The organism is Microbacterium sp. SD291 (assembly GCF_017355365.1).
Taxonomy (GTDB): Bacteria; Actinomycetota; Actinomycetes; order Actinomycetales; family Microbacteriaceae; genus Microbacterium.
In genome coordinates this window covers 1-24,432 of the sequence record NZ_JADIJR010000031.1, presented here as the reverse complement: position 1 = coordinate 24,432, position 24,432 = coordinate 1, and the positions used below count along the sequence as shown (strand labels likewise).

Genomic DNA, 24,432 nt, shown 5'->3' with positions numbered 1-24,432 from the left:
GACGCGCCTCAGACTCCCGCGACGTCGGCGCGGACCGTGACGATGCTGCACGGCGGCAGGTCGAGCACGAGGCGCGACCCCGTCACCGCGACATCCTCGAACGCCGCGAGCCCGAGTGCCGTCGGTACCTCGAACGTGTTGTGGCTCGTGGAGGCGCCGGTGAGGATCTCGCTCCGCCGCAGCGTGCCGATCGCGCCGGGCAGATCGATCTCGATGCGGGCCGGCCGGTCGAGCGCGTAGTTGACGGCGCTGACGGTGACCGCGCCGTCCTTGCGGGAGACCGTGACATCGGTGTGCGGAGGTAGCACGCCCTTGGTCGGCACCAGCGTCGCGTCGTGGTGATCGGTGTACAGCGCGAACGCGAAGTAGGTCGGCGTCTTGATCAGCCGGGGCCCGTCGGTGAGCAGCATCGCCTGCAGCACGTTGACCATCTGCGCGATGTTGGTCATTCGCACGCGGGCGGCGTGACGGTGGAACACGTGGAAGTTGAGAGCCGCGACCACCGCGTCCCTCATCGTGTTCTGCTGGTACAGGAATCCGGGGTTCGTGCCCTGCTCGACGTCGTACCAGGTGCCCCATTCGTCGACGTAGAGCCCGACGCGCTTCGCGGGGTCGTAGCGGTCCATGACCTCGCCGTGGCGGGCGAGCAGCGTGTCCATGAACAGCGTGCGCCGGATCGTCTCGTACCAGGCGGCGTCGTCGAAGTCGAGGGCGGCGCCCTTCACGTCCCAGTTCCCCGTCGGCAGGGTGTAGTAGTGCAGGCTCAGCGCGTCCATGTGACCGCTCGCGCGCGCCATCACCACGTCGGTCCACTCGTAGTCGTCGGAGTTCGCACCGCAGGCGACCTTCGTGATGCGGTTGTCGCCGTAGTCGCGCACGTAGGTCTGGTACTGCCGGTAGAGGTTCGCGTAGTGCAGGGGCATCATGTTGCCGCCGCATCCCCAGCTCTCGTTCCCGACGCCGAAGAACTGCACCTTCCACGGCTGGTCGCGGCCGTGGCTCTTGCGCAGCTCCGCCATCGGCGTGTGGCTGTCGAGCGTCATGTACTCGATCCAGTCCTGCATCTCGGCGACCGTGCCGCTGCCGACGTTGCCGTTGATGTAGGCCTCGGCGTCGAGCTGGTTCAGGAGCTCGAAGTACTCGTGCGTGCCGAACTCGTTCGGGTCGACGACGCCGCCCCAGTGGGTGTTGACCATCGCGCCGCGGTCGGCGCCGATGCCCTGGAGCCAGTGGTACTCGTCGGCGAAGCATCCGCCCGGCCACCGCACGACCGGCACCTTGATGTCGCGGAGGGCCTGGATCGCGTCGACGCGGAGTCCGTTGCGGTGCGGGATCTCGGAGGACTCGCCGACCCACAGGCCTTCGTAGATGCCGCGCCCGAGGTGCTCGGCGAACTGCCCGTAGATGCGGCGGTCGATGACGGGTGCGGCGGAACCAGCGACGGCGGTGATCATGTTTTTAACGTTACAGAAACCGTCGCGACCATCGCAAGCATTTTCTCCGGCGGCGCGTCCTCTTTTTTCTCACCCTTGTTTTAACCCTTGAGTTTCGTCCGCTCGCGTGCCACGCTGGCGGATGCCGATACCCCCGTCGGCACCTGCGCAGTGACGCGCAACCGAACCGAACGGATCCCGATGAAGAGACAGATCGGAGCGGCCGTCGCGGCCGCCGCCCTCCTGATGGGCCTCGCCCCCTTGTCCGCAGCAGCCGTGCCGGCGACGCCCGCCGGCGGCGGACCGCACAGCACGAACGAGTTCCGCGGAGTGAACTGGGCGGACCCGCGTGACAACTACGCCGACGACGAGGTCGTGCCCTCGGGCCTCAGCGTCGCCGACGACTACGCCACCACCTACGACAAGTCCGCCGCCATCATCAGCGGCTTCCGCACCGAGGTGCGGGCGAACACGGTCCGTCTGCCGATCAATCCCTCGAGCGTCGGCACGGACTGGTGGGAGTCGTATCGCGCCGCCATCGACGCGTCGATCGACGGCGGGTTCAAGGTCATCCTCAGCTACTGGGAGGCGGACGACGCCAAGGACGGGCGGGCCGACGATCCCGCTGCGTTCGACGCGATGTGGGACACGGTGGTCGCCGAGTACGGCAAGACCCCGCGGGTGTACTTCGAGCCGATGAATGAGCCCTTCGGCTACTCGCTCGACGAGTGGGTGTCGCTGACCTCGGGTTGGCTCGCCGACCACAGCGACGTTCCGCGCAAGCGCGTGATCGTCTCCGGCACCGGCTACAACGACGACGTCACCGGCGTCGGCGCCGCCGAGGAGCTCGACGGCACCCTGCTGTCGCTGCACTTCTACGGCTTCTGGGCGAGCCACACCACCGAGGAGGAGTGGAAGGCGAACCTGCTCCCCCGCATCGGCGCGTACGGCTGGCGCACCCTGGTCTCCGAGGCGGGGTCGCCGATGACGACCGGCCTGAACTACGGCAACCACGAGGGCGACGTCTCGACCGCCTACCTCGGGGCTCTCACCGAGGTGACGCGCGACCAGGGCATGGGCGTCGTGTACTGGCCGGGCCTGCGCACCGGAGACTCGTACACCCTCACCGAGCAGACCGCCGACGGCGGGCTCCAGGTGACGAACGAGTCCGGACTCGCGCAGCTGCAGTGGGGCTGGGGGCTGCTGAAGGACGAGCAGCTCAACGACCTGCCGCCGGCTCCTCCCGGCGAGCCGCTGAAGAGCGTCGCTCACGGCGTCTGCGTAGACATCCCCGGCGGCTCGACGGCCCCGGGCACGCAGCTCGGCCTCTGGTGGTGCAACGGCGGCGGCAACCAGTCGTTCCACGCGACGGATGCCGGTGAGCTGTCGGTCTACGGCGACATGTGCGTCGAGCCCGTGGACGGCGCGGTCGCTGGCAGCGCCCTGGCGATCGAGGCGTGCTCCGGCGGCATCGAGCAGCAGTGGACGGTGAACGCCGACCTGACGCTCAGCACGGTCGCCGACCCCGCTCTCTGCCTGGCGACGCCCGCGAACGAGTGGGGCCTGTCGCTGGCTTCCTGCGATCCGGCCGCCCCGACCCAGCAGTGGACGCGCGGCTGATCTCCCATCGAGAGCGGCGAGGAGCCCCGCGGCCGGTGCGGCCCGCGGGGCTCCTCGTCGTTTCAGGATCAGAGTGCGACGGGGATGTGCGTGGTCAGCAGACCCGCGTCGACCAGGAAGCGCTCGAGGGCGATCAGCGCGACGCCGGTCGCCACCGGATTGCCCGAGACCGTCGACACCACGAGCTCGACCTCGCCGCCCGCGTGACCCGGCGACTGCTCGCGCAGGTGGCGGCGTGTCGGTTCGAGCAGGTGCGACCCGAGTCCCCAGGTGGTCCAGCCGGTGAGCGTCACGACCTCTGGGTTGACGATCGCGACCAGGTCGGCCAGCGCCGAGCCCAGGAAGTAGGCAGTGCGGTCGAGGGTCTCGGTGACGGCGGGGTCATGCTCCGCCGCGTTCGCGGCATCGGCGAGGGCGGCGATGAAATCGGCCTGCATGGCGACGTCGCTGAGCGGATGTTCCGGGGCGATCTCACGGAGGGTCTGCTGGATGCCGGGCGCTCCGATGTATGCCTCGACGCAGCCGTTGCGGCCACACCGGCAGCGCCGGCCGTCGAGCACGAGCAGCGAATGCCCCCACTCCCCGGCGGAGTTCGTCGCGCCGCGCAGGATGCGCCCTTCCAGCACGATCCCGGCGCCGACGCCGGTGCCCAGGTTGACCGTGGCGAGGCTGGCTGCCGAGCGCCCTCGGCCGAGCCACAGCTCGGCCGCGACCATCGCCTTCAGCGGATTCTCGATCACGAGCGGCAGGCCCACGCGGGTGCGCAGCTGCTCCAGCTCGACGGAATGCCACGTCCAGTTCGGCACCAGCACGGAGACGCCGGACGGCTCCTGCACGAGAGCGGGAAGGGCGACGCCGACACCCAGGACGTCATCGCGCGAGACGCCCTCCTGCGACAGCATCCGATCGAGCGCTCCGCCGATCTCCTCGACGACGGATGCCGGGTCGAGCACATGCTCGTCCCGCTCGGTCGCCGTACTCGCGATCTGCGTGAGCGCCGTGTCGAAGAGCACTGTGCGGACGTAGGTCTCGGCGACGTCGATCCCGACGACGCGACCGCGATCGGCGTTCATGCCGATCACCGCGGTGGGGCGGCCGATGCCGACCGCGATGCCGCGGGTCTCGGCGACGATGCCCTCGTCGATCAGCTCGCCGACGATCGTCGCGACGGTCGCGGGGCTGAGTCCGGTCGCCTGCGCGACGCCGTTGCGGGTGGTCTCGCCCGCCGAGAGCACCGCGTGCAGCACGTCCACGCGGGAGTCACTGCGAATGTCCCGCGATGTCCGCCTCGGCACACCCATACTCATTCACTCCCTCGATTCGCGAGCGGCGTTCCAGGCCGCGTGCCGCATGCCGGAGGCGATACGCCCCGGCTTTCGCCAGTATCCCATCACTCGATCACCACGAGAGCATCCTCGAGGCCCTCGGCGCGGAGGCGCACGGATGCCGGGCCGTCGCAGAGCACGAACACGATCAGGCGGCCGTCGAGCGTTCTTCGCTGCGGCAGGGCGTAAGCCGTGACGTCGGCGAGATCGCCGTTCTCCAGCCCGAGCAGCTCTCCGCCTTCGACGCTCGCCTCCACGAGCACCTCGCCGCGGGCCTCGGATCCGCGCGAATCGCGCAGCGTGCACTCGATCTGCACGACCCGGGCGGCCGGCAGGCCGGCCGCCCGGACCAGGGCGACGGGCCCTTCCGGCGCCTCCCACACGACGGCGTCGAGACGTGCCGGCTCCCCCGCGGACTCGATGCGGTCGGTCGCGATCACTGCGCCGTCGCGCAGCACCTCGAGCTCCAACGGTCCGGTGAGCGCAGGCACGACGGCGCGCCAGTAGCCGTGCTCGTCATCCCATGCGGTCTCGACCGGCGCCCCGCCGGCCGAGAGTTGCACCGCGTCTCCGTTCGCGAAGCAGAGCACCTCGGTCGGCCCGGCCTCGGCGAAGTCGACCGTGCGCGACACAGGGTGACTCCAGAACTCGGTCTCCCCCTCCACGTGCGGTCGGACGACGATGCGCGCGACCGGCTCGTCTGACCACCAGCTGCGCCGTAGATGCCAGGTCTGCTTCGGGAAGCCGGCGAGCGTCAACTGCCCCGCGCCCGCGCCGTGGATCGGCCAGCCGTAGGCCTCGCCGAGGTAGTCGATGCCGGTCCAGAGGAACTGGCCTGCGATGAAGTCGTTGCGGGTGACGGCCTGCCAGTCGGGGTACTCGTGCGAGTTCTCGCTGCCGAGGAGCGGCTTGGCGGGGAAGCGGCGGTGGTCGTCCTCGTAGAGGTGCTCCTTGTAGTTGTATCCGACGACATCGAGCGGCTCGAGGAGTCCGGTGCGGCTGGAGAGCTCGGGGAACGCGGCGGCCAGGGTCACCGGGCGGGTGGGGTCGCTCGCGCGGACGATGCGCGCGAGCTCGGTCGCGATCGTCGTGAGGCGGCGGATGTCGGGGCGGGTCGGGTCGTACACCCGCTCGGCAGCCGGCTTGTTCGCATCGTTGTTGCCCGTCATCTCGTCGAACAGCGGGCTCGCGTAGGGGTCGTTCGGATAGTCGATCTCGTTGCCGATGCTCCACGCGATGATCGAGGGACGGTTGCGACCGGCTTCGACCATCGCGACGAGGTCGCGCTCGTGCCACTCGGTGAAGTCGGAGGCGTACCCCTGGTGCCGGGGCGGGTACACGTTGTGCCCCTGCCACCATTTGTTCTTCGCGTTCTCCCACTCGTCGAACGCCTCGTCGATCACGTAGAAGCCGAGCGCGTCGCACAGCGCATACAGCTCCGGGGCGTGCGGGTTGTGGGCCATCCGGATCGCGTTGCAGCCCATCTCCTTCAGGGCCAGCAGGCGACGCAGCCAGACCTCGGCCGGCACTGCGGTGCCGAGGGTTCCGGCATCCTCGTGCAGGCACACGCCCTTGAGCGTGCGTCGTTCGCCGTTGATCGAGAAGCCGTGATCGGGGTCGAACCGGAACGTGCGGATGCCGACGATCTCGCTGTACTCGGCGCTGCCGCCGGGCCAGGTGAGGGTCGTGACGAGGCGATGGAGGCGCGGATCGCCGTCCGACCAGAGCTCCGGGTCGGAGACGCGGATGGTCGCGGAGGTCGTCGCCGATCCACCGGCCGCGAGATCAGCCTGCGTGTCTGCGGTGTGGACGCGCCCGGTGCTCAGCGACGTCAGCTCGTGCCGGGCGTGCACCTCGGCCGGTGCCGCGCTGCTGTTCACGAGCGCCTGATCGACGCGGATCGTGGCCTCCCCGGCATCCGCCCTCAGGGTCGTCACGACGGTGCCGTGCTCCCGGAGGTGCACGGCGTCGTGCACCTCGATCTCGACCCGCCTCGTGATGCCGGATCCGTTGTACCAGCGCGAGTCGGAGATGTCCGTGTGGTCGACGCGCACGCTGATCACGAGCTCGTCGTCGTGCGAGTAGGAGAGGATCTCGGTCAGATCGAACGAGAAGCGGGAGTGGCCCGACGGGCGCCCGCCGACGTGATAGCCGTTGACCCAGACGTCCGCCTTCTTGTACACGCCGTGGAAGACGAGCCGCACCACGCTGTCCTCGCGCAGCGCGAATCCGCCGGCGGGAATGTGCGCGCGGTACCAGCCGATGCCGCCGGGCAGATACCCGGTGCCGCTCGAGAACGACTCGGCGAACTCCTCCTCGACGCTCCAGTCGTGCGGCACGACGACTGTGCGCCAGTCGGCGTCGTCGTATCGTTTCGCCCAGGCGTCGGGGTCATCCGTCCGTGTGAAGAGCCAGTGTTCGATGGGCTGGATGTGCACGGGGACTATTCCTCTTCCTGGTCGCGTGCGGGCGGTACTGCTGCGGACCGGGTGGGCGCGTACTTCTCGAAGATGCGGGAGAACATCGCGCCGCCGAGGAAGGCGATGCCGGCGAAGCCGATCATCAGCCAGAGCAGCCCCCACACTGTGGCCTGCGGATAGTGGATGGTGACGACGACGCTGAGCGCGGTCAGCACGATGACGACGAGAGGGGCGAGCGGATGCCGGATCGACATCAGCCGCGCGTTGCGCAGCACCTCGCGGGTGCCGCCCTCGAATCGGGCGGCGTAGGGGAAGACGTAGAGCGCGGCCATCACGAACATGAAGGTGAGCAGGTACCAGACCGCGAGCAGCACGATCACCGCGATCGACGGCAGCGGCGCGGTGGTGACGACGAGATACCAAGCGGCGAGCGCGCCCCCGGCCGCCGCGAGGATCAATGCCAGCAGCGTCGACTGGCGGAGGTTCTGCCGGAAGGAGCGGAGGTAGTCGCCGACGATCGTGCGGTCGGTGTCCGTGGCGATCCGCATGCTGACGTAGTTCAGCGCGGTGAGCGATGCGCCGAGCGTCACGATCGGGATCGACGTCACGATGAACAGGACGTTCAGGATCATCAGGTCGGCGATCCGGGTGAGGAACCGCATCAGCGCGGAGTCCGGTGCCATGATGCTGCTCGCCATGATCCCTCCTTCTGTGAGAGCCGGGCGGGCCGCCGTGGTTGCACGGCCCGCCCGGCTGTGTGTCGTGCTCAGCCCTAGCGGGCTTCGTCCCACGCTTTGATCTGCGCCTCGATGTCGGCGCGAGCATCCTCGTAGCCGACGTCCTTGAGCTTCTGGCGCATCTCCTCGATGGCTGCCGCCGGGTCGTCGAACTTGCCGTACTGCAGCTGCGGGATGTACTCGGAGAGCACGCCGCTCATGGCCGCGAGCGTCGACTCGATCGGCGTCTTGTCGACCACGAGCGTCGAGTACGGGTAGTCCTTCGCGTCGGCGTCGAGTGCGTCGTAGATCTCGTCCTTGTTCGGAGCATCCGAGACCTTCGGCAGCTCGTACTCGTCCATGCGGCCGGCCCAGAAGTTCGCGCCGAGGCCGTCGGTCGAGGAGTCGTAGCCCTCCGGATAGCCGAGCTTGCCGTCGTCGGTGATGACGTAGTCGGTGCCCTCGATGCCGAAGTTGATCAGGTTGTACGCCTCCTCGTCATTGCGGAGGAGGTCGTAGACCTGCAGAGCCTTCTCGGGGTTCGACGAGTTCGCGCTCACGGCCATCGCGCCGTGGGTCTTGATGTCGCGGAAGTAGTTGCCGTTCTCAGAGCCGAACGAGAACAGCTTCGGGTCGGAACCCGGCTGCTTGGCCTCCATGTTGTCGACGATCTGACCCACGAACGTCTGCGTGTGGTGCTGGTCGGTGCCGGAGAGCCCCGCGTACATCAGCTCGCGCGTGACGCCGTCGTAGTTCAGAGCGTCCTCGCGCCAGACGCCGATGTCGTTCCACTCCTTCGCGAGCTCGGCGGCCTCGAGCAGGTCGTCGCCCTCCATGTACCAGGAGGTGACACTGGTCTCGTCTCCCTCGGGCGTCTGGAACGGGAAGTAGTTGCCGGCGGTGATCTGCTGGATGGTCTGCAGGTCGGTGTGCCCCTGCAGATATCCGGTGAGTGCGAACTCGTTGGCGCCGGCGACATCCCACGGGTACGCCTCGGGCTTGTTGTCCTTGACCCACTGGAAGTACGTCGTGAAGTCCTCGAACTTCTCGATCTCGCCGTTCGCGAACCCCGCTTCGGCTGCCCAGTCACCGCGATAGAAGAAGCCGTGGTTGGTCCACTGCGTGTAGTTGTCCTCGGGGATGAAGTAGATCTGCCCGTCGTCGAGCTTGGTGAGGTCCCAGTCGCCCTCGGCGTCCACCTGCTCCCAGGTCTTCGGCGCGTTCTCCTTGAGCATGTCCTCGCTCAGCGGCAGGAAGGCGCCCTTCTCCGCGTTCTCCCATGCGAAGAGCCAGTCGCTTGCAGTGGTGATGAGGTCGACGTTGTCGTCGCCGGAGAGCAGCTGCAGGTTGTACTGCGTCTGCCAGTCCGCCCACTCGACGTAGAACAGGTCGAGCTTGGCGTTCGCCTTCTCGACGAGCCGCTCGTTGAGCTTGTCCAGCATGGCCTCGAGGTGGCCGTTGGTGGGCTTGTCGCCGAGCACGAGCATCGTGATCTCGGTCGGCTTGCCGCCTTCGGCCTCGTCGGTGCTGCCGGTGCACGATGCCAGCATCGTGGTGGTCAATCCGAGGGCGACGAGCGCCGCCGCGGATGTGAGGGTCCTTCTCTTCATGTGAGACTCCTTCGGCTCATATCTGTGGTGCGTTGGGATTGCGGGGAGGGACAGGGCATCAGCCCTTGACTGCGCCGACGGCGATGCCGCTGACGAAGTACTTCTGGACGAACGGGTAGAGCAGCAGGATCGGGCCGGTCGCGACGACCGCGCTCGCCATCTTGAGGGTGTTGCTCGGCAGGTCGGTGATGCTGACGTTGGAGCCGGCGACCGAGTTGCGCAGCGCGTTCGCGGTGTTGATCACGTTGTAGAGCTGGTACTGCAGCGGCTTGAACTCGACCGTGCTGCCGAGGTACAGCGACGACAGGTACCACTCGTTCCAGTAGCCCAGAGCGAGGAACAGACCGACGGTCGCGAGGGCCGGCTTCATCATCGGGAGCGCGAGCTGCCAGAAGATGCGGAAGTCTCCGGCGCCGTCGATCTTGCCCGATTCGACGATCTCGAACGGCACGGTGCGCATGAAGCTCTTCATCAGGATGATCAGCCACGGCGTCATCAGCAGCGGGAGCCAGACGGCGAGGTAGTTGCCGCGGAGGTCGAGCGTGCGTCCGATCCAGAGGAACGTCGGGGCGAGGCCCGCGGAGAACAGCGTCGTGAAGTAGATGAAGAACGAGATCTGGTTGCGGAAGCGGAAGTCCGGCCGGTACAGCGCGTACCCGGTCATCGAGATGATCAGGAGCCCCACCGCCGTGCCGGTGACCGTCATCACGATCGTGACGATGTACGAGCCGATGATCTGCCCAGGCGCCTTGAAGATGTACTCGTAGGCGGTGAAGGTGAAGCCCTTGGGCAGCAGACCGAAGCCGCTCTTCATGATCTCGGACTCGCTGGAGAACGAGGCCGAGACGATCAGCACGAACGGCAGCAGGCAGAACAGCGCGAACAGCGAGATCGTGAGGTACGAGATGCTGCGGAGCACGTAGTCGCTGCGCTCGAGCTTGATCGGGCGTCCGGCCGGGCGGCGCTCGCGGAGTGCTCGGGCGGGCTTGCGTCCGGCGAGCACGATCGCCTCGGTGGTCACCGGATCGGCGATGACGGCCGGCTTGAGGTCAGAAGAGGGCATTTTCCTTGTTCACCCTTCGTACGATCCAGTTCGCGGTCATCACGATCGCGAACCCGAACAGCGACTGATAGAGACCGACCGCGGTGGAGGTCGTGAAGTTGTTCTGGGACATGACCATCCGGTAGACCGAGGTCTCGATGATGTCGGTCGTGGAGAACAGCGCGGCGTTGTTTCCGACGAGGTTCCAGAACAGGCCGAAGTTGCCGTGCATGATCCCGCCGAGCGAGAACAGCAGCAGGATGATGAACGTCGGCTTGAGGCTCGGCAGAATGACGTGGCGGATGCGCTGCCAGGCGTTCGCGCCGTCGATGGATGCCGCTTCGAGCAGGCCCTTGTCGATGCCCATGATCGCCGCGAAGTAGACGATCGAGCCGTAGCCGGTGCTCTGCCACAGGTGGACGAGGATGATGATCAGCGGCCATGCGCCGGCGGTGCTGTAGATCTTGATCGGGTCGCCGCCGGTCTCCTTGATCAGCGCGTTCAGGGCGCCGGTGTCGAAGTTGAGCAGGTTGAACGCGATCACGCCGACCAGCACGACGGAGATGAAGTACGGCAGGAACATGATGCCCTGGCTGATCTTCTTGAAGTACTTCAGCCGCACCTCGTTCATCATCACCGCGATGGCGATCTGCAGGATGTTCCCGAGGACGATGAACGCGATGTTGTACAGGATCGTGTTGCGGGTGAGCAGCCAGAGCTGGCCGGACTTGAGCAGGAACTCGAAGTTCTTGAGTCCGACGAACGGGCTGCCGAAGATGCCGTCGTTGTAGTTGAAGTTCGTGAACGCGATCCAGATGCCAGGTAGCGGCGCGTAGCTGAACACGAGGAAGAACGCGATCGCCGGCAGGCACATGAACAGCAGCGTCCTGCTCTGGATCATGCTCCGCCACACGGATGTGCGCGGTCGGGAGATCTGCGGCCGTGGCATCTTCCGCCTCTCTGCGGGATGTCGTCGTCTCGACGTCGAGACTTGATTCCAAGGATAAAACTAACCCTCGATGAAAGTGGTCCTCACTGTACAACGTGAGAGAGCGGCATGACAAGTGCCGGTTCCCGGAAGGCGTCATGGAAGACGAAAGAGGCGCAGTCCGATTCCGGACTGCGCCTCTCAGCTGCGGCTCCCCGCGGTTCAGCCCCGCTCGACCGCGAGCCAGAGTTCGCACGAGGCGTGATCGCCCGTGAACTCGAGGTACCGGACGATCGACGGCCCAGGGCGCAGGCGCCACGGGTTCGACGGGAACCACTCGGTCGCGGTCGCTGCCCACAGATTCTGCAGCGCCGCAGGGAACGGCCCCTTCGCCGCGAACACGGCCCAGGCCCCCTCCTCGAGGCGGATGCTGTCGAGGCCTTCCGGCACCGGTGTTCCCGGCTGCAGCGCGACTCCGTGCAGATAGGTGAGCATCGTGCCCTCCGGGGCGTCGGGCTCGGCATCCGCCGTGATGGCGAGGATGCCGCCCGGCTCCGCGTCGCCGAGCGCCTTGAGACGCCCATGCTCCTCCGGCGGGATCGCCGCGATGTGCGCCTGGATGTGCGGGTTGACGCCCTCGTGGATGAGGGGAACGCTCGCGGCATGACCCGCGAGGACGAGTGCGGGCAGGGTGGTGATGGTGACGTCCATCGGGGTGCTCCCTTCGACGCTCAGGCGGAACCGGAGCGTGGGTTGTGTGCGTAGCGGACCTCCGTCTCGGCGCACGTCGGCCGGCGCAGCGCCGTGCACCGCGCGGAACGCCCGCCCGAAGGCCTCGACCGATCCGTAGCCGTGCCGGACTGCCACATCGAGCAGGCTCGGGTCGCCGGAGACCAGGTCGGCCGCCGCCAGAGTCATCCGCCTGCGGCGTATGTATTCCGAGAGCGGCATACCGGCCAGAGCGGAGAACATGCGACGCAGGTGGTACTCGGTGGTGCCGTTGTCGTGTGCGAACGCCGTGACATCGAGCTCCTCCCCCGTGCGCTGCTCGACCAGGTCGATCAGCGCGTTGAGTGAACCGATCATGAGGTCCTTCCTTTCCCTCCCAGCATCTTCCTCCCGTGCCCGGCCGCACCCGACTTTCCGCGTCCGATCCGATCGGACACGCGGCAGACGCGAGCGGCCCCGATGTGCTTACCTGGACAGGGAGGCACCATGAAGATCCTGATCCCCGACACCATCGCGCTGCACCTGCAGGGCGATGCCGATGCCGTCGTCTACGACGTCACGGCCGAGATCCCGCCCGAGCACCGGGACGCCGAGGTGCTCGTCACGTGGCACAACTCCCGTGAGCAGCTCGAGAGCGCTGCGCGCTCGCTGCCGGGACTGCGGCTGGTGCAGAGCCTGGCGTCAGGGGCGGATGTCGTGCTGGCCGCCGGCTTCGATCAGACCGTGCCGGTCTGCTCCGGCCGGTCGCTCCACGACGGTCCTGTGGCCGAGCATGCGCTCGCGCTGATCCTGAGCGGGATCCGCCGCCTCGACCGGCTGCATGACGCGCAGCAGCAGAACCGCTGGGACGAGGACTTCATCGCGGCGCAGAGCGCGCCGGAGACGCAGGGCCTCTACACGCTCGCGGGATCCCGCGTGGCGATCTGGGGCTTCGGCTCGATCGCGTCCCGGCTCGCGCCGATGCTGCAGCTGCTCGGCGCCGACGTGCGCGGGATCGCCCGCTCGGCCGGCAGTCGCTCGGGTGTGGAGGTCGTCGCCGAAGCGGATGCCGCCGGCGTGCTCGCCGAGACCGACGTCCTGGTGTCGCTGATCCCGGCCACCCCGGCGACGGCCGACCTCTTCGATCGCACGGTGTTCGGGATGCTGAAGCCCGGCGCGGTATTCGTGAACGTGGGCCGCGGGGCGACGGTCGACGAGGACGCCCTCCTCGATGCCCTGGCCTCCGGTGGCCTCCGTGCCGCCGCGATCGACGTGATGAAGAAGGAGCCGCTCGGCGCGGACTCGCCGCTGTGGGCGGCGCCGAATCTCGTGATCACGCCGCACGTCGCAGGCAACCGGCCCGTCGGCGGGAGCGAGCTGATCGACGCGAACGTCGCACGGCTGGCCGCGGGCGAGGAGCTGGTCAACCAGGTCCGGCCATAGAACCTCCGATTGGAAGTTTTTTGCCCGCAGATGGGTATCATCGGGACATGACCGATTCTCCCGCCGACGCGTCCCGCGCGAGGGGCCGCTACCCGAAGGGCATCGCCCGGCGACAGGAGATCCTCGACAAGGCGATCGAGGTCTTCGCACAGCGGGGTTCGAAGAAGACGAGCCTGCGCGCGATCGCGCAGGAGGTGGGCGTGACGCACGCGGCGCTCACCCACTACTTCGGATCGCTCGAGGAGCTGCTCGTGGCGGTCTACCGCGAATCGGAGCGCCGACACGACGAGACCGATCCGGAGCCGCCCGACATCAGCCCCGCGACGGCGATGCGGATCTCGGCCGAGAAGAACCGCAGCATCCCCGGCATGGTCCAGCTGTACTCGATCCTCACCGCCAACGCGATCGAGGACGACCACCCGGCCGCGCAGGAGTTCGCGACGACACGGTTCTCCCGCCTCCGCGACGAGATCTCCGCTCAGGTGCGCGACCTTCAGTCATCCGGCCGGCTCCGCGACGATCTCGACCCCGTCCTCGTCGCAGCCCTCGTGATCGCGGCATCCGACGGCCTGCAGACCCAGTGGCTGCTCGACCCGTCAGTCGACCACGCGGGAGCCCTCGCGATGCTCGACCGCCTGCTCGCCGGCGACGGCGCCTGACGGCATCCGATACCGACGAAGGCCACGGGCCCGCCTGCCGGCGGATCCGTGGCCTTCGTGCTCCCTGATCTCAGAGGGTCGCGGCGAACGGGTCGAAGCCCGCAGGCAGCAGCGGCACCGGTGCGACGGTGCTGTCGACGACCACCGTCTGACCGGTCGCGGCGGACTCCTGGGCGGAGAGCAGGATGTCGAGGACGTGGAACCCGAGCTCGCCGGAGGCCACGTGCGGGCGCTCCTCGGCGATCGCGCGCACCATGTCGAGGGCGCCGATTCCGCGGCCGACGTCGACCGCGTCGTGCTCGATCTCGATCCACTCCTGCTCGAACGACATGCCGTCGCGGATCACGCCGAGCGGCTTGACGTAGGCGATGCGGCCCGCGAACTGGTTCGGATCCGGGATCACGATCGTGCCCTCGGTGCCGTGGATCTCGACGATGCCGTGACGCTCCAGGGCGGAGTCGAAGCTCAGCAGGCTCTGCGCCGAGGCGCCGGCCTCGAACGCCGTGACGATCTGGATCGTCGACGGGACCTCGACCGGGAACGTCGTGCCGGCGATGGGACCGGTGTGGATCTCCCGTTCCTCGCGCGCCTTGATGCCGACTGCCGACACGCGGTCGACCGGGCCGAGCAGGCTGACGAGAGCCGAGAAGTAGTACGGCCCCATGTCGAGCAGCGGGCCTGCGCCCTCGGCGAAGAGGAACGCCGGGCTCGGGTGCCAGAGGTCCGGCCCCTGCGTCTGGAACGCGGTCTGCGCGAACAGCGGGCGGCCGATGACGCCGCCTTCGATGGCGCGTCGCGCCGCCTGGAAGCCCGGGCCGAGCAGCGTGTCGGGGGCCGATCCGACGCGGAGCCCTGCGGCTTCTGCCTCGCGCAGCAGCTGTGCCGCACCCTCGCGATCGAGGCCGAGCGGCTTCTCGGTCCAGACGTGCTTTCCGGCGGCGATCGCCGCGCGAGAGACCTCGATGTGGACTGCGGGGATGGTCAGGTTGATAACCAGGTCGACACCCGGGTGGGCGAGCACGTCTTCCGCCGAGCCGGACGCCGGAACGCCGTACTTCTCGGCCTGCGCCTGCGCGCGGTCGAGCAGCAGGTCGCCGACGATGAGCACCTCGACGTCGGGGAACGACGTGAGGTTCTGCAGGTAGGTGTCGCTGATGACGCCGACGCCGATGATGCCGATTCCGACCGCGCTCATCGGGCGAATCCGCCCTCGACGAGGAACGCGTAACTCGCCGCGACGTCGGCGAAGACATCGCCAGGGGCGTTGTCGTACTCGATGATGGCGTACTGCAGAGCGGATGCCGCGCGCAGCGCGTCGACGAGGGGCACGTCGCCCGTGCCGGCGTGACGCTGGTCGAGGCTGTCCGAGCCGAACTCCCCGGCGTCTGGGGCGAACGGGTTGCTCGCGGGGGCGATGCCATCCTTGACGTGCGCGGCGACCAGGCGGTCACCGAGACGCGAGACGAGCGCGGGAACGTCCTGCCCGCCGACGAGCGCCCAGTACAGGTCGAGCTCGAGCACGACGCGCTCGTCGGTGAGGGCGACGAAGCGCTCGTACGCGCTCTGGCCGTCGAAATCGGCGATGAACTCCTGCGAGTGGTTGTGGTAGCCGACCTCGAGGCCGAACGTCGCGGCCGTCTCGGTGAGCGCGTTCAGCCGGTCGGCGATGTCGGTCACGCCCTCGAGGGTGAACCAGCGCTCCGGCGCGACGAACGGGTCGATGACCGTCTTGATGCCGACCTTCGCCGCCGCCTCGAAGACGACCTCCGGGGCGGGGGTCGGGATGGAGCCGTCCGGCGTCCAGAGCTCATCCGAGAGCAGCGGAGCGTGCCCGGTGGGCGAGACCAGACCCGAGGCGTCGAGCGCGGCGCGGATCTCGTCAGGGCGGCGGACGAAGTCGAACGCCTCGACGTTGCGCAGGCCGATCGCTGCGAGCTTGTCGAGCGACCCCTTCATGTCTGCGGAGAACTCCGCTGCGAGCGTGTACAGCTGAACCGAGGTTTCTGGCAGGGCCACGTTGACCTTCCTTGCTTGTGCGGACGGAGGGGCGCGCGAAGCCGCCCGACGCCAGAATAGCAGGAAACCTCCACGCGGAAGTATCTTTTTCCGCACGTGGATCGAGGCCGTGCACGCAGGCGCGGAGGCCTGCGTGCACGCATCCGCCTAGACCGACGACACCCGGTCGTAGTTGCTGCGCGGGAACACCTGCTCGGTGAAGGTGACGAGCCCGCCGGCCGCGAAGACCTCGACGATCATCGCGTCCACGATGATCTGCAGGTCGAGCTGATCGCCGCACTCCTCCGGGATCGGCGCCCGGTCGACCGAGGGGAAGTCCGGGTGGAATCCGGTGTCGCCGCTGACGGTTCGGTCGCAGCTGATGGTGCGCTCGCGACCATCGACGATCACGAGGAGGCGCTCGTCGCCCTCGCCGTGCACGGCGAGAGTGGTGAGATCATCCGGTCCGCACGGAACAGTCGTCTCGAAGACGCGGACCGCGCCGCGATCCGCCGGCAGCACCGCTCGCTGGACGAGCCGATGACGGCCGTCGCCGGATCGCACCAGCGTGACCTCGCGCACCAGAGACATCGCCGAGCGCCACGGAGCGGTGGGGGTCTCGTTGGCGTACTGCCAGTTGCTCGCCCATCCGACCATCAGCCGCCGGCCGTCGGCGACGTTGTCGAACGACACCGCCGCGTAGTAGTCCCGGCCGTAGTCGAGCCAGTCGTAGTCGGTGAGGTGCGGAGAGTCCGTCAGCCGCTCAGCGACGAACGTCCGCCCGTCGAAGTCGCCGACGAAGTACTGCGCTCCCGAACCCCCGGCGATGCCACCCGGGTTCAGGCTGACCACCAGCACCCAGCGGGTCTCGCCCGTGCCCTCAACGATGAGCGGGAACAGGTCGGGGCACTCCCAGACACCGCCGACGGCGTGGGCGGGGCCGAAGCGCGAAGCGAGGGTCCAGTTGATCAGGTCGGGCGAGGTGTACACGGCCACCGTCCGCTCGACCGCCTCGACGAGCACCATCACCCAGTGGCCGTCGTCTCCGCCGTACCAGAACACCTTCGGGTCACGGAACTCCTCCGAGCCGATGTCCAGCACGGGGTTGCCCGCGTAGCGGCTCCAGGTCGCGCCGTCGTCGAGGCTGAACGCGAGCGACTGGGACTGGATGGCGGGGCCATCGCCGGTCGCGCGCTGCGCGCTGGTGTAGATCGCGACGAGGGCCGTCTCGCCCCGCTCCTGATCGGCGAACCCGGCGGTGTTCCGCGAGTCGACCACCGCGCTGCCGGAGAAGGCCATCTCCTCCGGCGTGCACGGGATCGCGACGTCCTGCTCAGTCCAGGTCACCAGGTCGGTCGAGGTCGCGTGCCCCCAGGAGATGTCGCCCCAGGTGGTGCCGTGCGGATTCGTCTGGAAGAAGAGGTGGTAGACGCCCTTGTACTGGATCAGTCCGTTCGGGTCGTTCAGCCAGGCACGCTCCGCGGTGAAGTGCGCGGACGGCCGGAGCGTCGGAGTCGAATCGATCGCGCTGCCGGCAGCCGTGATCGGGAATGAGGTGGTCAAGTGCTTCTCCTGGTGAGTGGTCCGCTGCGGGCGCGGCGAGATCGGTGTCGGGTGAGGGGCGGCGACCCTGGGCGGGCGACGATGAGTCGCCCGCCCAGGGTGAGTGCTACTCGCCGCCCTTCTGGAATCGGTCGAACGCCTGCTGGTAGGTGGCGACGACGTCGTCGACGCCGAGGGACTCGAGCTGCCCGATGTAGGCGTCCCACTCGTCCCCGATCGTGTTCTTCACGATCCAGGAGGCGAACTTCTCCTTCACCAGGGTGTTGATGTCCGCGTTCGCGAACGACACCTGGTCGAGCTCCTCGTTCGACAGCATCACGGGCGGGTAGGCGTCGTTGGCCTTGTACGGCAGGTAGTACTCCTTGACCATCTCCTGACGCTCCAGGGCGCGGGGCTCGGGCGCGACCACGGACTCGAAGTCCTCAGCCGTCGTGATCTTCGGGCCGCCGGGCGCGACGCGCTGACGGCGCTCGCCTTCGGACTCGCCTGCCGCAGCCGGGATCTGCACGAGGATGCCGTCGGCGTTCTCCTCGAGGGTGACCCCGATCGGCCCCCAGTTCGACTGGGCGGACATCACAGGCTCGAACAGGCGGTCGGCCCAGCGCATCGTGGCAGACGGGTACTCGTTGGAGCTCGTGATGGCCATCGCGCCGCGGTTGATCTCCTGGTGGTTGGCGACGCTGGCGAGACGGTCGCCGTCGACGCCTTCGAGGATGCCGACGTGCACGTAGTCGTCGACGCGGTCGTCACCGACCATCTCCTTGAGCTCCCACCAGAAGAACGAGCCGAGGACAGGCGTCGCGGACTTGCCCTTGGACAGGTACGCGGCGTCGTCCTGCGAGAACGACTCGGGGTCGATCAGTCCGTCGGCGTACCAGTCGGCGAGCGCCTCGACGCCCTGCTTGTAACCGTCGGTGTTGGCGGTGAACTCGACCTTGCCGTCGCGGACGATCCTGTGGTCGTTGTTCTCCGGCTGGCCGCCGAGGGCGGCGATGAGGTCGTGCGGGTTGGCGCAGAACGAATCGGTGCGGAACGACAGCGGGATCTCATCCGCTGCGCCGTTGCCGTTCGGGTCCTGCGTCGCGAACGCCTCGAGGGCGGCGTGGTACTCGTCGATCGTGCTCGGCACGGGCAGACCCAGCGCGTCGAGCCAGGACTTGTTGATGAAGAGGAAGTTCGGGTACTGCAGGATCCCGAGCTCCTCGACCGACGGGAGGGTGTAGATATGCCCGTCCGACGCGGTGATCGCCGCGCGGATGTCCGGACGCTCCTCGAGGATCGCCGACAGCGTCGGCGCGTGCTCCTCGATGAGGTCCTCGAGGGGGAGGAGCGTGCCGTTGGTGCCGTTCTCCACGATCTCGGCATCCGAGAGTCCGGTGTTGAACAGCACGTCGGGGAGGTCGCCGCTGGCGAGCATCAGGTTCTTCTTCTCGGCGTACACCTGATCGGGGAGGTTCTCCCAGTCGATCGCGATGTTCGTGTCCTTCTCCCACTGCTGCACGAGCTCCATCTCGGAGAACTCGGGCGCGAGGGGCGCCTTGCTGCCGCCGAACGACAGCGTGAGCGTCTCGTCGACGATCGGGAGGCCTTCTGCGTTGAAGCCGAAGTCGGAGGACTTGTCCTCGATGTCAGTGCTGGCTTCTCCCCCGCTGCAGCCGGCCAGGACGAACGACCCGGTGACGACGAGAGCGACGGAGGTGAGGAAACGACGGTGTCTCATGATGTTCCTTTGATGGGTGGGCAGGGTGGGTGGAGAAGGGAGGGAGGACAGAGCGCGGGTGGCGCGGCCGTCAGCTCTTCACCGCGCCGATCATGGCGCCCTTGGTGAAGTGCTTCTGCATGAAGGGGAGGACGATCAGCAGCGGGACCGTGGAGATGACGATCATTCCGTACTTGATCAGCTCGCCCATGCGCTGCGCTGCGGCGTACGAGTCCAGCGCGCCTGTGCCTCCGGCGGACGACACATCGGACTGGATCAGCACGTTGCGCAGCACCAGCTGGAGCGGGTACTTGCTCTCGTCGTTGAGGAAGATCAGCGCGTCGAAGAACGAGTTCCAGTTCGCAACGAGGTGGATCATGATCATCAGGAAGATCAGGGGCTTCGACAACGGGAGCACGATCTGCAGGAAGAAGCGGAAGTCGTTCGCGCCGTCGAGCTGCGCGGCCTCCCTCAGCTCGGCCGGCACGTTGTTCTCGAAGAAGGCACGGGCGATGATGAGGTTCCACACGCCGACCGCGCCCGGGAGCACGAGGGCCCAGATCGTGTCCAGCATCCCGAGATCCCGCACGACGAGGTATCTCGCGATGAGACCGCCGTCGATGAACATCGTGATGATGAACAGCATCATGAAGAAGGTGCGACCGAAGAGATCCTTCCTCGACAGCGCGTACGCGGCGCACAGGATCGTGACGACGCTGACGACGGTGCCGAGCACGGTGTACAGCACCGAGTTCCCGAACCCCTTGAGGATCGAGTCATCCGAGAAGATCCGCAGGTAGCCCTCGAGCGTGAAGCCGCTCGGCCACAGCCAGACGTTGCCGTTGAGGATCTCCGACGGCTCGCTGACCGACGCGATGACGATGAAGTAGAGCGGATAGAGGATGGCGACGATCGCCACCAGGAGCATGCCGATCGCGAACGTGTTGAACAGCGGGTCGGCTGCGCGGTCGCGGAAACGGCGACCGGCGGAAGCGGGACGGAGGCGGGACGGCTGCGTGCTCGCCGACCGCGTGGGAGTCGAGATGGTCTGAGTCATGGCGTCGTCACCAGAGGGTCGATTGTCCGGCTCGCTTCGCGACCCAGTTGAAGGTCAGGAGCAGGACGAGGTTGATGAGGGAGTTGAACAGGCCGATGGCGGCCGAGTAGCTGAACTGCGCCTGCTGCAGACCGATCTCGTAGACGTAGGTCTGGATCACCTCGGACGTCGGCAGGTTCAGGTCGGTCTGCATCAGCAGCACCTTCTCGAAGCCCAGATTGAAGAGGTTGCCGATCGCGAGGATGAACAGGATCGTGATCACCGGCATGATCCCGGGGATGTCGATGTGCCGGATGCGCTGCAGCTTGGTCGCGCCGTCGACGCGAGCCGCCTCGTGAAGGGCCGGATCGATCGCGGTGAGCGCTGCGAGGTAGACGATCATCGAGAACCCGGCGTTCTGCCAGATGTCCGAGCCGATGTACAGCGGCCGGAACCAGTCGGGCGAGCCCATGAAGAAGATCGGCTCGCCACCGAAGGCCACGATGGCGTTGTTCACGATTCCCGAGCGCGGCGAGAACAGGAGGTGGATCATGCCGACCACGACGACGATCGAGATGAACGACGGGGAGTAGAGCACGGTCTGCGTGAACTTCTTGAACCGCTCGCTCTGCAGCTGGTTGACGATCAGGGCGAGGATGATCGGCACGGGGAAGGCGATCAGCAGACCGAGCGCGTTCAGCGTCAGCGTGTTCGCGATCAGCCGCTCGAACTGGAACGAGCCGATGAACCGGATGAAGTGCTCCAACCCGACCCACGGACTTCCGGAGAAGCCGAGCGCGGGGTTGTAGTCGCGGAACGCGATCTGCGCGCCGTACATCGGCCAGTACTTGAAGATGACGATGTAGAGCAGCGCCGGCGCAAGTAATACGTATAACTGCCAGGAGCGGGCCGCTCGCCGGAGCATCGAGTTGCGAGGCGATCGCCCCCGTGCGGCGGGAGCCGCCGATCGGGATCGGGTTCGGGTTCGGGATTGAAGCGTCATGCGCGCACCTTTGCGTTCAGCACGGATCCGCGGAGGATCAGTGAGCATTCGACGGGAGTGGATCTGGGGGCGTCGGCGCGGCCGCCGAGCAGGATGCCGAGGGCTTCGCGCGCCATCTGCTCGTATGGCAGCTCGACTGTCGTGAGACCAGGGTCGAGGTAGGGCGCGATCATCTCGTGGTTGTCGTATCCGACGATGGAGCAGTCGTCCGGCACGCTCAGCCCGAGCGATTCCAGCGCTCGATACGCTCCCCAGGCGGTCCGGTCGTTGCCGCAGAAGATCGCGGTGGGGCGCTCGGCCTGTGCGAACAGTGCCAGCGTGAGCGCGAGTCCGTCCTCGACGACGCCCCCGCCGGAGACGACCAGCTCTGGATCCTCCGGGATGCCGGCCTCCGCCAGTGCGCGCCGATAGCCGGCGAGCCTGCCGATGCCGGCGGGCAGGTCGCTGTCCGGTGGCTGGATGTTGATCATGGCGATCCGCGTGTGACCGGCATCGATGAGATGGCGCGTGGCCTCGTAGCCGCCGCGCTCCTCATCGGGGAAGACGCTCGGCACCTGCCCGTCGACGTCCTGCGCGTTCACGATGACGGTCGGCGTCGACTCGAGCTCAGAAGGCACCGACACGAGCCGGTGATACATCGAGGCGTAGACGACGCCTTTCACCCGGTAGGAGAGCATCATGTCGATGGCCGCGGCTTCGAGCGCCGGCTCGTTGAACGTGTCGACGCTGAGGATCACGTTCCCGGTCTCCCAGGCGAGCAGCTGCGCACCCTTGAGCAGGCGCCCGGCGAACGGAGAGCTCGCGACCTCGTCGGAGATGAAGCCGATCATCCCCGACTCGCCGCTGCGCAGCGACTTGGCGAACGCGTTGGTGCGATACCCGAGCTCACGAACGGCTTCCATCACACGATCGCGAGTCGCATCGTTGACCCGGCTGCCGCCGATGTTGTTCAGGACGAGGGAGACCGTGGCCTGCGAGACGCCCGCGTGCTCTGCCACCTGCCACATCGTGACCGTGTTCCTCGCCTTGCGCGCCATCTTCGCCTCCTCACTGAGTGCGTCGGTTAATCGTATGACTGACTGTACTCACGGAAACTCAGGGCTGTCAAGAAGAAGATTCCGATCTTCCCGGCATCCGCTTGCAGCTCGCTGCGAGCCGCGCGTCTACAGCTCGACCGGCGGCTCCGGCTCGGTGTCGGCGACCTCGGGGTGACGGGCGAGGTTCACGACCGCGGCGATCAGTCCACCCCAGACCGTGACCATGGCGACGATCATCATGACGATGGCGGTGGTGGTCATGCGCCCGCTCCCCTCTGCTCGGCATCCGGCACCGGTATCGCGCTCGTCTCCGAGTCGGGTTCGTACTGCTCGGCGACGAGGAACTCGTCGTACTCCGGGTCGTCCTTGGCGTGCGAGCGGCCGCTCCACGGCAGGAGCGACAGGAGCACCGCGAGGATGACGAGGGAGATGACCATTCCCCAGCCGAAGATCGACAGGAACCAGTCGGGGTAGCCGCCGTACGGCGTCGAGCTCTTCGCGATGAGCTCGCTCACGAAGAGGTAGCCGAGCACCAGCGGCGCAAGCACGCCGACCAGCAGCATCCAGAACCGGCCCATCCGGAAGCTCGACCGGCCGTTCAGGTGGTCCTTCAGCGCGGGCAGGCGGCGGAGCAGCCAGGACACCATGATCACCGCGACGAGTGCGACCGCCATGATCCCGAACGAGTTCACGAAGGCATCGGCCGTGTCGAGCACCGACAGCGCCGTGGTCGTCGAGAAGAGCGCCATCGAGATCACGGCGACCGGGATCGTGACGGTGAGCGTGGTGCGCACGCGGTTCCAGCCGAGCTTGTCCTGGAGGGCGCCGACGATCACCTCGAGCACCGAGATCAGCGACGTCACGCCGGCGAACACCAGCGCGCCGAAGAACAGCACGCCGATGATCGAGCCGCCGGCGGCCTGCGAGACGATCGTGGGGAACGCGATGAACGCGAGCCCGATGCCGGAGGAAGCGACTCCTGCGACCTCCGTCCCCTGCGCCTGCGCCATGAACCCGAGGGCTGCGAACACGCCGATGCCGGCGAGGATCTCGAAGCCAGAGTTCGCGAACGCGACGACCAGGCCGGAGCCGGTCAGATCGGTCTTGCGCTTCAGGTAGGAGGCGTAGGTGACCATGATGCCGAAGGCGACCGAGAGCGAGAAGAAGATGTGCCCGTAGGCCGATGCCCACACCGCGGGGTCGGCGAGCGCCGCCCAGTTCGGCGTGAAGAAGGCGTTGAGGCCGTCGAGCGCGCCGGGGAGGAACAGCGACTGCACCACGAGGATCGCGAACATCACCGTGAGCAGCGGCATCAGGATCATGTTCGCCCGGCCGATGCCGCGCTTCACGCCGAGCGCCATGATGACGATCACCACGAGCCAGACTGCGATCAGCGGCAGCCCGACCTGCGGCACGAAGTCGGTGGACACTCCGACCGCCGCGACATCCGCCGACTGCAGGAACTCGGCGAAGAAGAAGTCCTCCTCGTTGCCCGGCCCCCAGGTGAGCTGGGCGGAGAACCAGGTGTACATCGCGGCCCAGGCGATGATCACGGCGTAGTACGCGGCGATCACGACGCAGATGAGCACCTGCCACCAGCCGAGCGTCTCCGCCGAGCGGTGCATGCGACGGAACGCGAGGGGCGCTGACCCGCGGAAGCGGTGCCCGATCGCGTAGTCGAAGAACAGCAGCGGGATGCCGGCGGTCAGCAGCGCGCACAGGTACGGGATGAGGAACGCCCCGCCGCCGCCTTCGTAGGCGACGTACGGGAAGCGCCAGATGTTCCCGAGTCCGACCGCCGAGCCGATGGCGGAGAGGATGAACACGTTCCGCGAGCCGAATGCCTCGCGCTTCGGAGTCTGCGTCGTAGCGGTGGCCATGCGTGCGACATTACCGGAGCCTGTGCGGACGCGGAGGATGGATACGTTCGTCCGGACGGCGCCGCCATAGGATCGATCTGGTCTGCAGTTGCGGCACCCGACATGCGAAGGCGGATGAGGATGACCGATTCAGGGCGCCCGCGCGGGCACGGCGTGCTCGACGGCGTGCGCGTCGCGGACTTCTCCCGAGTGCTGGCCGGACCGTACGCCACAATGACGCTCGCCGACTTCGGCGCGGACGTGTTGAAGATCGAGCCGCAGCTCGGCGACGACACCCGGCATTGGCGCCCTCCGGTCGACGAGCGCGGCACGGCC

21 protein-coding genes are annotated in these 24,432 nt (G+C 67.5%); 4 read left to right on the top strand and 17 right to left on the bottom strand.

The window, feature by feature from the left end:
* Positions 1–8 precede the first annotated feature (8 nt).
* Entirely contained in the window at positions 9–1,454 is a 1,446-nt protein-coding gene (locus tag IPV10_RS14140; RefSeq protein WP_207484866.1) for an alpha-N-arabinofuranosidase, read from the bottom strand.
* Between the two features lie 180 nt (positions 1,455–1,634).
* Between IPV10_RS14140 and IPV10_RS14135 the strand changes: the two genes are divergently transcribed.
* Positions 1,635–3,053, top strand: a complete 1,419-nt coding sequence (locus IPV10_RS14135; protein WP_207484864.1) for a ricin-type beta-trefoil lectin domain protein — start codon at positions 1,635–1,637, stop codon at positions 3,051–3,053.
* A 68-nt stretch (positions 3,054–3,121) separates the two neighbouring features.
* Here IPV10_RS14135 and IPV10_RS14130 read toward each other — a convergent pair whose 3' ends face one another.
* From IPV10_RS14130 to IPV10_RS14100, 7 genes are all read right to left on the bottom strand, one after another.
* Positions 3,122–4,306, bottom strand: coding sequence for an ROK family transcriptional regulator (locus IPV10_RS14130; RefSeq protein WP_307861144.1), 1,185 nt, complete (start codon positions 4,304–4,306; stop codon positions 3,122–3,124).
* Positions 4,307–4,443: 137 nt separating this feature from the next.
* Positions 4,444–6,816, bottom strand: a complete 2,373-nt coding sequence (locus IPV10_RS17215; RefSeq protein ID WP_207484861.1) for a glycoside hydrolase family 2 TIM barrel-domain containing protein — start codon at positions 6,814–6,816, stop codon at positions 4,444–4,446.
* A 5-nt stretch (positions 6,817–6,821) separates the two neighbouring features.
* Complete coding sequence (locus IPV10_RS14120; protein ID WP_207484860.1) at positions 6,822–7,496, bottom strand: YesL family protein; 675 nt, start codon at positions 7,494–7,496, stop codon at positions 6,822–6,824.
* A 74-nt stretch (positions 7,497–7,570) separates the two neighbouring features.
* Complete coding sequence (locus IPV10_RS14115; protein ID WP_207484858.1) at positions 7,571–9,124, bottom strand: ABC transporter substrate-binding protein; 1,554 nt, start codon at positions 9,122–9,124, stop codon at positions 7,571–7,573.
* 58 nt (positions 9,125–9,182) lie between these two features.
* Positions 9,183–10,187 carry a carbohydrate ABC transporter permease gene (locus tag IPV10_RS14110; protein ID WP_207484856.1) on the bottom strand — a complete coding sequence of 335 codons (1,005 nt, stop codon included), beginning with the start codon at positions 10,185–10,187 and terminating at the stop codon, positions 9,183–9,185.
* The gene (locus IPV10_RS14105) at positions 10,174–11,067 is read right to left on the bottom strand and encodes a sugar ABC transporter permease (RefSeq protein WP_207484855.1); all 894 of its coding nucleotides are present in this window, start codon (positions 11,065–11,067) and stop codon (positions 10,174–10,176) included. The genes IPV10_RS14110 and IPV10_RS14105 overlap by 14 nt, the downstream gene beginning before the upstream one ends.
* A gap of 249 nt (positions 11,068–11,316) precedes the next feature.
* Positions 11,317–12,180 carry an AraC family transcriptional regulator gene (locus IPV10_RS14100; RefSeq protein ID WP_207484853.1) on the bottom strand — a complete coding sequence of 288 codons (864 nt, stop codon included), beginning with the start codon at positions 12,178–12,180 and terminating at the stop codon, positions 11,317–11,319.
* 129 nt (positions 12,181–12,309) lie between these two features.
* Between IPV10_RS14100 and IPV10_RS14095 the strand changes: the two genes are divergently transcribed.
* Both IPV10_RS14095 and IPV10_RS14090 read left to right on the top strand, forming a co-directional pair.
* A complete protein-coding gene (locus IPV10_RS14095; RefSeq protein ID WP_207484852.1) occupies positions 12,310–13,245 on the top strand; it encodes an NAD(P)-dependent oxidoreductase in 936 nt (311 codons plus the stop codon).
* Between the two features lie 47 nt (positions 13,246–13,292).
* Positions 13,293–13,904: a TetR/AcrR family transcriptional regulator gene (locus IPV10_RS14090; RefSeq protein WP_207484850.1), complete on the top strand. Its 612-nt coding sequence runs from the start codon at positions 13,293–13,295 to the stop codon at positions 13,902–13,904.
* 70 nt (positions 13,905–13,974) lie between these two features.
* Here IPV10_RS14090 and IPV10_RS14085 read toward each other — a convergent pair whose 3' ends face one another.
* From IPV10_RS14085 to IPV10_RS14045, 9 genes are all read right to left on the bottom strand, one after another.
* Positions 13,975–15,099, bottom strand: coding sequence for a Gfo/Idh/MocA family protein (locus tag IPV10_RS14085; RefSeq protein ID WP_207484849.1), 1,125 nt, complete (start codon positions 15,097–15,099; stop codon positions 13,975–13,977).
* Positions 15,096–15,920: a sugar phosphate isomerase/epimerase gene (locus tag IPV10_RS14080; protein WP_207484847.1), complete on the bottom strand. Its 825-nt coding sequence runs from the start codon at positions 15,918–15,920 to the stop codon at positions 15,096–15,098. The genes IPV10_RS14085 and IPV10_RS14080 overlap by 4 nt, the downstream gene beginning before the upstream one ends.
* A 147-nt stretch (positions 15,921–16,067) precedes the next feature.
* Positions 16,068–17,462, bottom strand: coding sequence for a glycoside hydrolase family 32 protein (locus tag IPV10_RS14075; RefSeq protein ID WP_207484846.1), 1,395 nt, complete (start codon positions 17,460–17,462; stop codon positions 16,068–16,070).
* A gap of 106 nt (positions 17,463–17,568) precedes the next feature.
* Complete coding sequence (locus IPV10_RS14070) at positions 17,569–19,182, bottom strand: ABC transporter substrate-binding protein (RefSeq protein ID WP_207484845.1); 1,614 nt, start codon at positions 19,180–19,182, stop codon at positions 17,569–17,571.
* 70 nt (positions 19,183–19,252) lie between these two features.
* Complete coding sequence (locus IPV10_RS14065) at positions 19,253–20,218, bottom strand: carbohydrate ABC transporter permease (protein WP_207484843.1); 966 nt, start codon at positions 20,216–20,218, stop codon at positions 19,253–19,255.
* Positions 20,219–20,225: 7 nt separating this feature from the next.
* A complete protein-coding gene (locus tag IPV10_RS14060; RefSeq protein ID WP_242685002.1) occupies positions 20,226–21,122 on the bottom strand; it encodes a sugar ABC transporter permease in 897 nt (298 codons plus the stop codon).
* Positions 21,123–21,196: 74 nt separating this feature from the next.
* Positions 21,197–22,237 (bottom strand): LacI family DNA-binding transcriptional regulator, encoded by a 1,041-nt coding sequence (locus tag IPV10_RS14055; RefSeq protein WP_207484841.1) that lies wholly within the window; start codon positions 22,235–22,237, stop codon positions 21,197–21,199.
* Between the two features lie 126 nt (positions 22,238–22,363).
* Positions 22,364–22,498: a methionine/alanine import family NSS transporter small subunit gene (locus IPV10_RS14050; RefSeq protein ID WP_207484840.1), complete on the bottom strand. Its 135-nt coding sequence runs from the start codon at positions 22,496–22,498 to the stop codon at positions 22,364–22,366.
* Complete coding sequence (locus IPV10_RS14045) at positions 22,495–24,117, bottom strand: sodium-dependent transporter (protein WP_207484839.1); 1,623 nt, start codon at positions 24,115–24,117, stop codon at positions 22,495–22,497. The genes IPV10_RS14050 and IPV10_RS14045 overlap by 4 nt, the downstream gene beginning before the upstream one ends.
* Before the next feature lie 120 nt (positions 24,118–24,237).
* On the opposite strand from IPV10_RS14045, the gene IPV10_RS14040 reads away from it, so the two are divergent.
* Positions 24,238–24,432, top strand: a 195-nt coding sequence (locus IPV10_RS14040; protein ID WP_207484838.1) for a CoA transferase, incomplete at its 3' end; no start/stop codon positions are given.

What these genes read in the sequence shown, in the direction of transcription:
- IPV10_RS14050 (WP_207484840.1), bottom strand. Translation starts at nt 22,498, where the DNA reads ATGACCACCACCGCCATCGTCATGATGATCGTCGCCATGGTCACGGTC.
- IPV10_RS14055 (WP_207484841.1), bottom strand. Translation starts at nt 22,237, where the DNA reads ATGGCGCGCAAGGCGAGGAACACGGTCACGATGTGGCAGGTGGCAGAG.
- IPV10_RS14045 (WP_207484839.1), bottom strand. Translation starts at nt 24,117, where the DNA reads ATGGCCACCGCTACGACGCAGACTCCGAAGCGCGAGGCATTCGGCTCG.
- IPV10_RS14120 (WP_207484860.1), bottom strand. Translation starts at nt 7,496, where the DNA reads ATGGCGAGCAGCATCATGGCACCGGACTCCGCGCTGATGCGGTTCCTC.
- IPV10_RS14110 (WP_207484856.1), bottom strand. Translation starts at nt 10,187, where the DNA reads ATGCCCTCTTCTGACCTCAAGCCGGCCGTCATCGCCGATCCGGTGACC.
- IPV10_RS14070 (WP_207484845.1), bottom strand. Translation starts at nt 19,182, where the DNA reads ATGAGACACCGTCGTTTCCTCACCTCCGTCGCTCTCGTCGTCACCGGG.
- IPV10_RS14060 (WP_242685002.1), bottom strand. Translation starts at nt 21,122, where the DNA reads ATGCTCCGGCGAGCGGCCCGCTCCTGGCAGTTATACGTATTACTTGCG.
- IPV10_RS14090 (WP_207484850.1), top strand. Translation starts at nt 13,293, where the DNA reads ATGACCGATTCTCCCGCCGACGCGTCCCGCGCGAGGGGCCGCTACCCG.
- IPV10_RS14115 (WP_207484858.1), bottom strand. Translation starts at nt 9,124, where the DNA reads ATGAAGAGAAGGACCCTCACATCCGCGGCGGCGCTCGTCGCCCTCGGA.
- IPV10_RS14085 (WP_207484849.1), bottom strand. Translation starts at nt 15,099, where the DNA reads ATGAGCGCGGTCGGAATCGGCATCATCGGCGTCGGCGTCATCAGCGAC.
- IPV10_RS14135 (WP_207484864.1), top strand. Translation starts at nt 1,635, where the DNA reads ATGAAGAGACAGATCGGAGCGGCCGTCGCGGCCGCCGCCCTCCTGATG.
- IPV10_RS14095 (WP_207484852.1), top strand. Translation starts at nt 12,310, where the DNA reads ATGAAGATCCTGATCCCCGACACCATCGCGCTGCACCTGCAGGGCGAT.
- IPV10_RS14065 (WP_207484843.1), bottom strand. Translation starts at nt 20,218, where the DNA reads ATGACTCAGACCATCTCGACTCCCACGCGGTCGGCGAGCACGCAGCCG.
- IPV10_RS14105 (WP_207484855.1), bottom strand. Translation starts at nt 11,067, where the DNA reads ATGATCCAGAGCAGGACGCTGCTGTTCATGTGCCTGCCGGCGATCGCG.
- IPV10_RS14100 (WP_207484853.1), bottom strand. Translation starts at nt 12,180, where the DNA reads ATGATCGGTTCACTCAACGCGCTGATCGACCTGGTCGAGCAGCGCACG.
- IPV10_RS14140 (WP_207484866.1), bottom strand. Translation starts at nt 1,454, where the DNA reads ATGATCACCGCCGTCGCTGGTTCCGCCGCACCCGTCATCGACCGCCGC.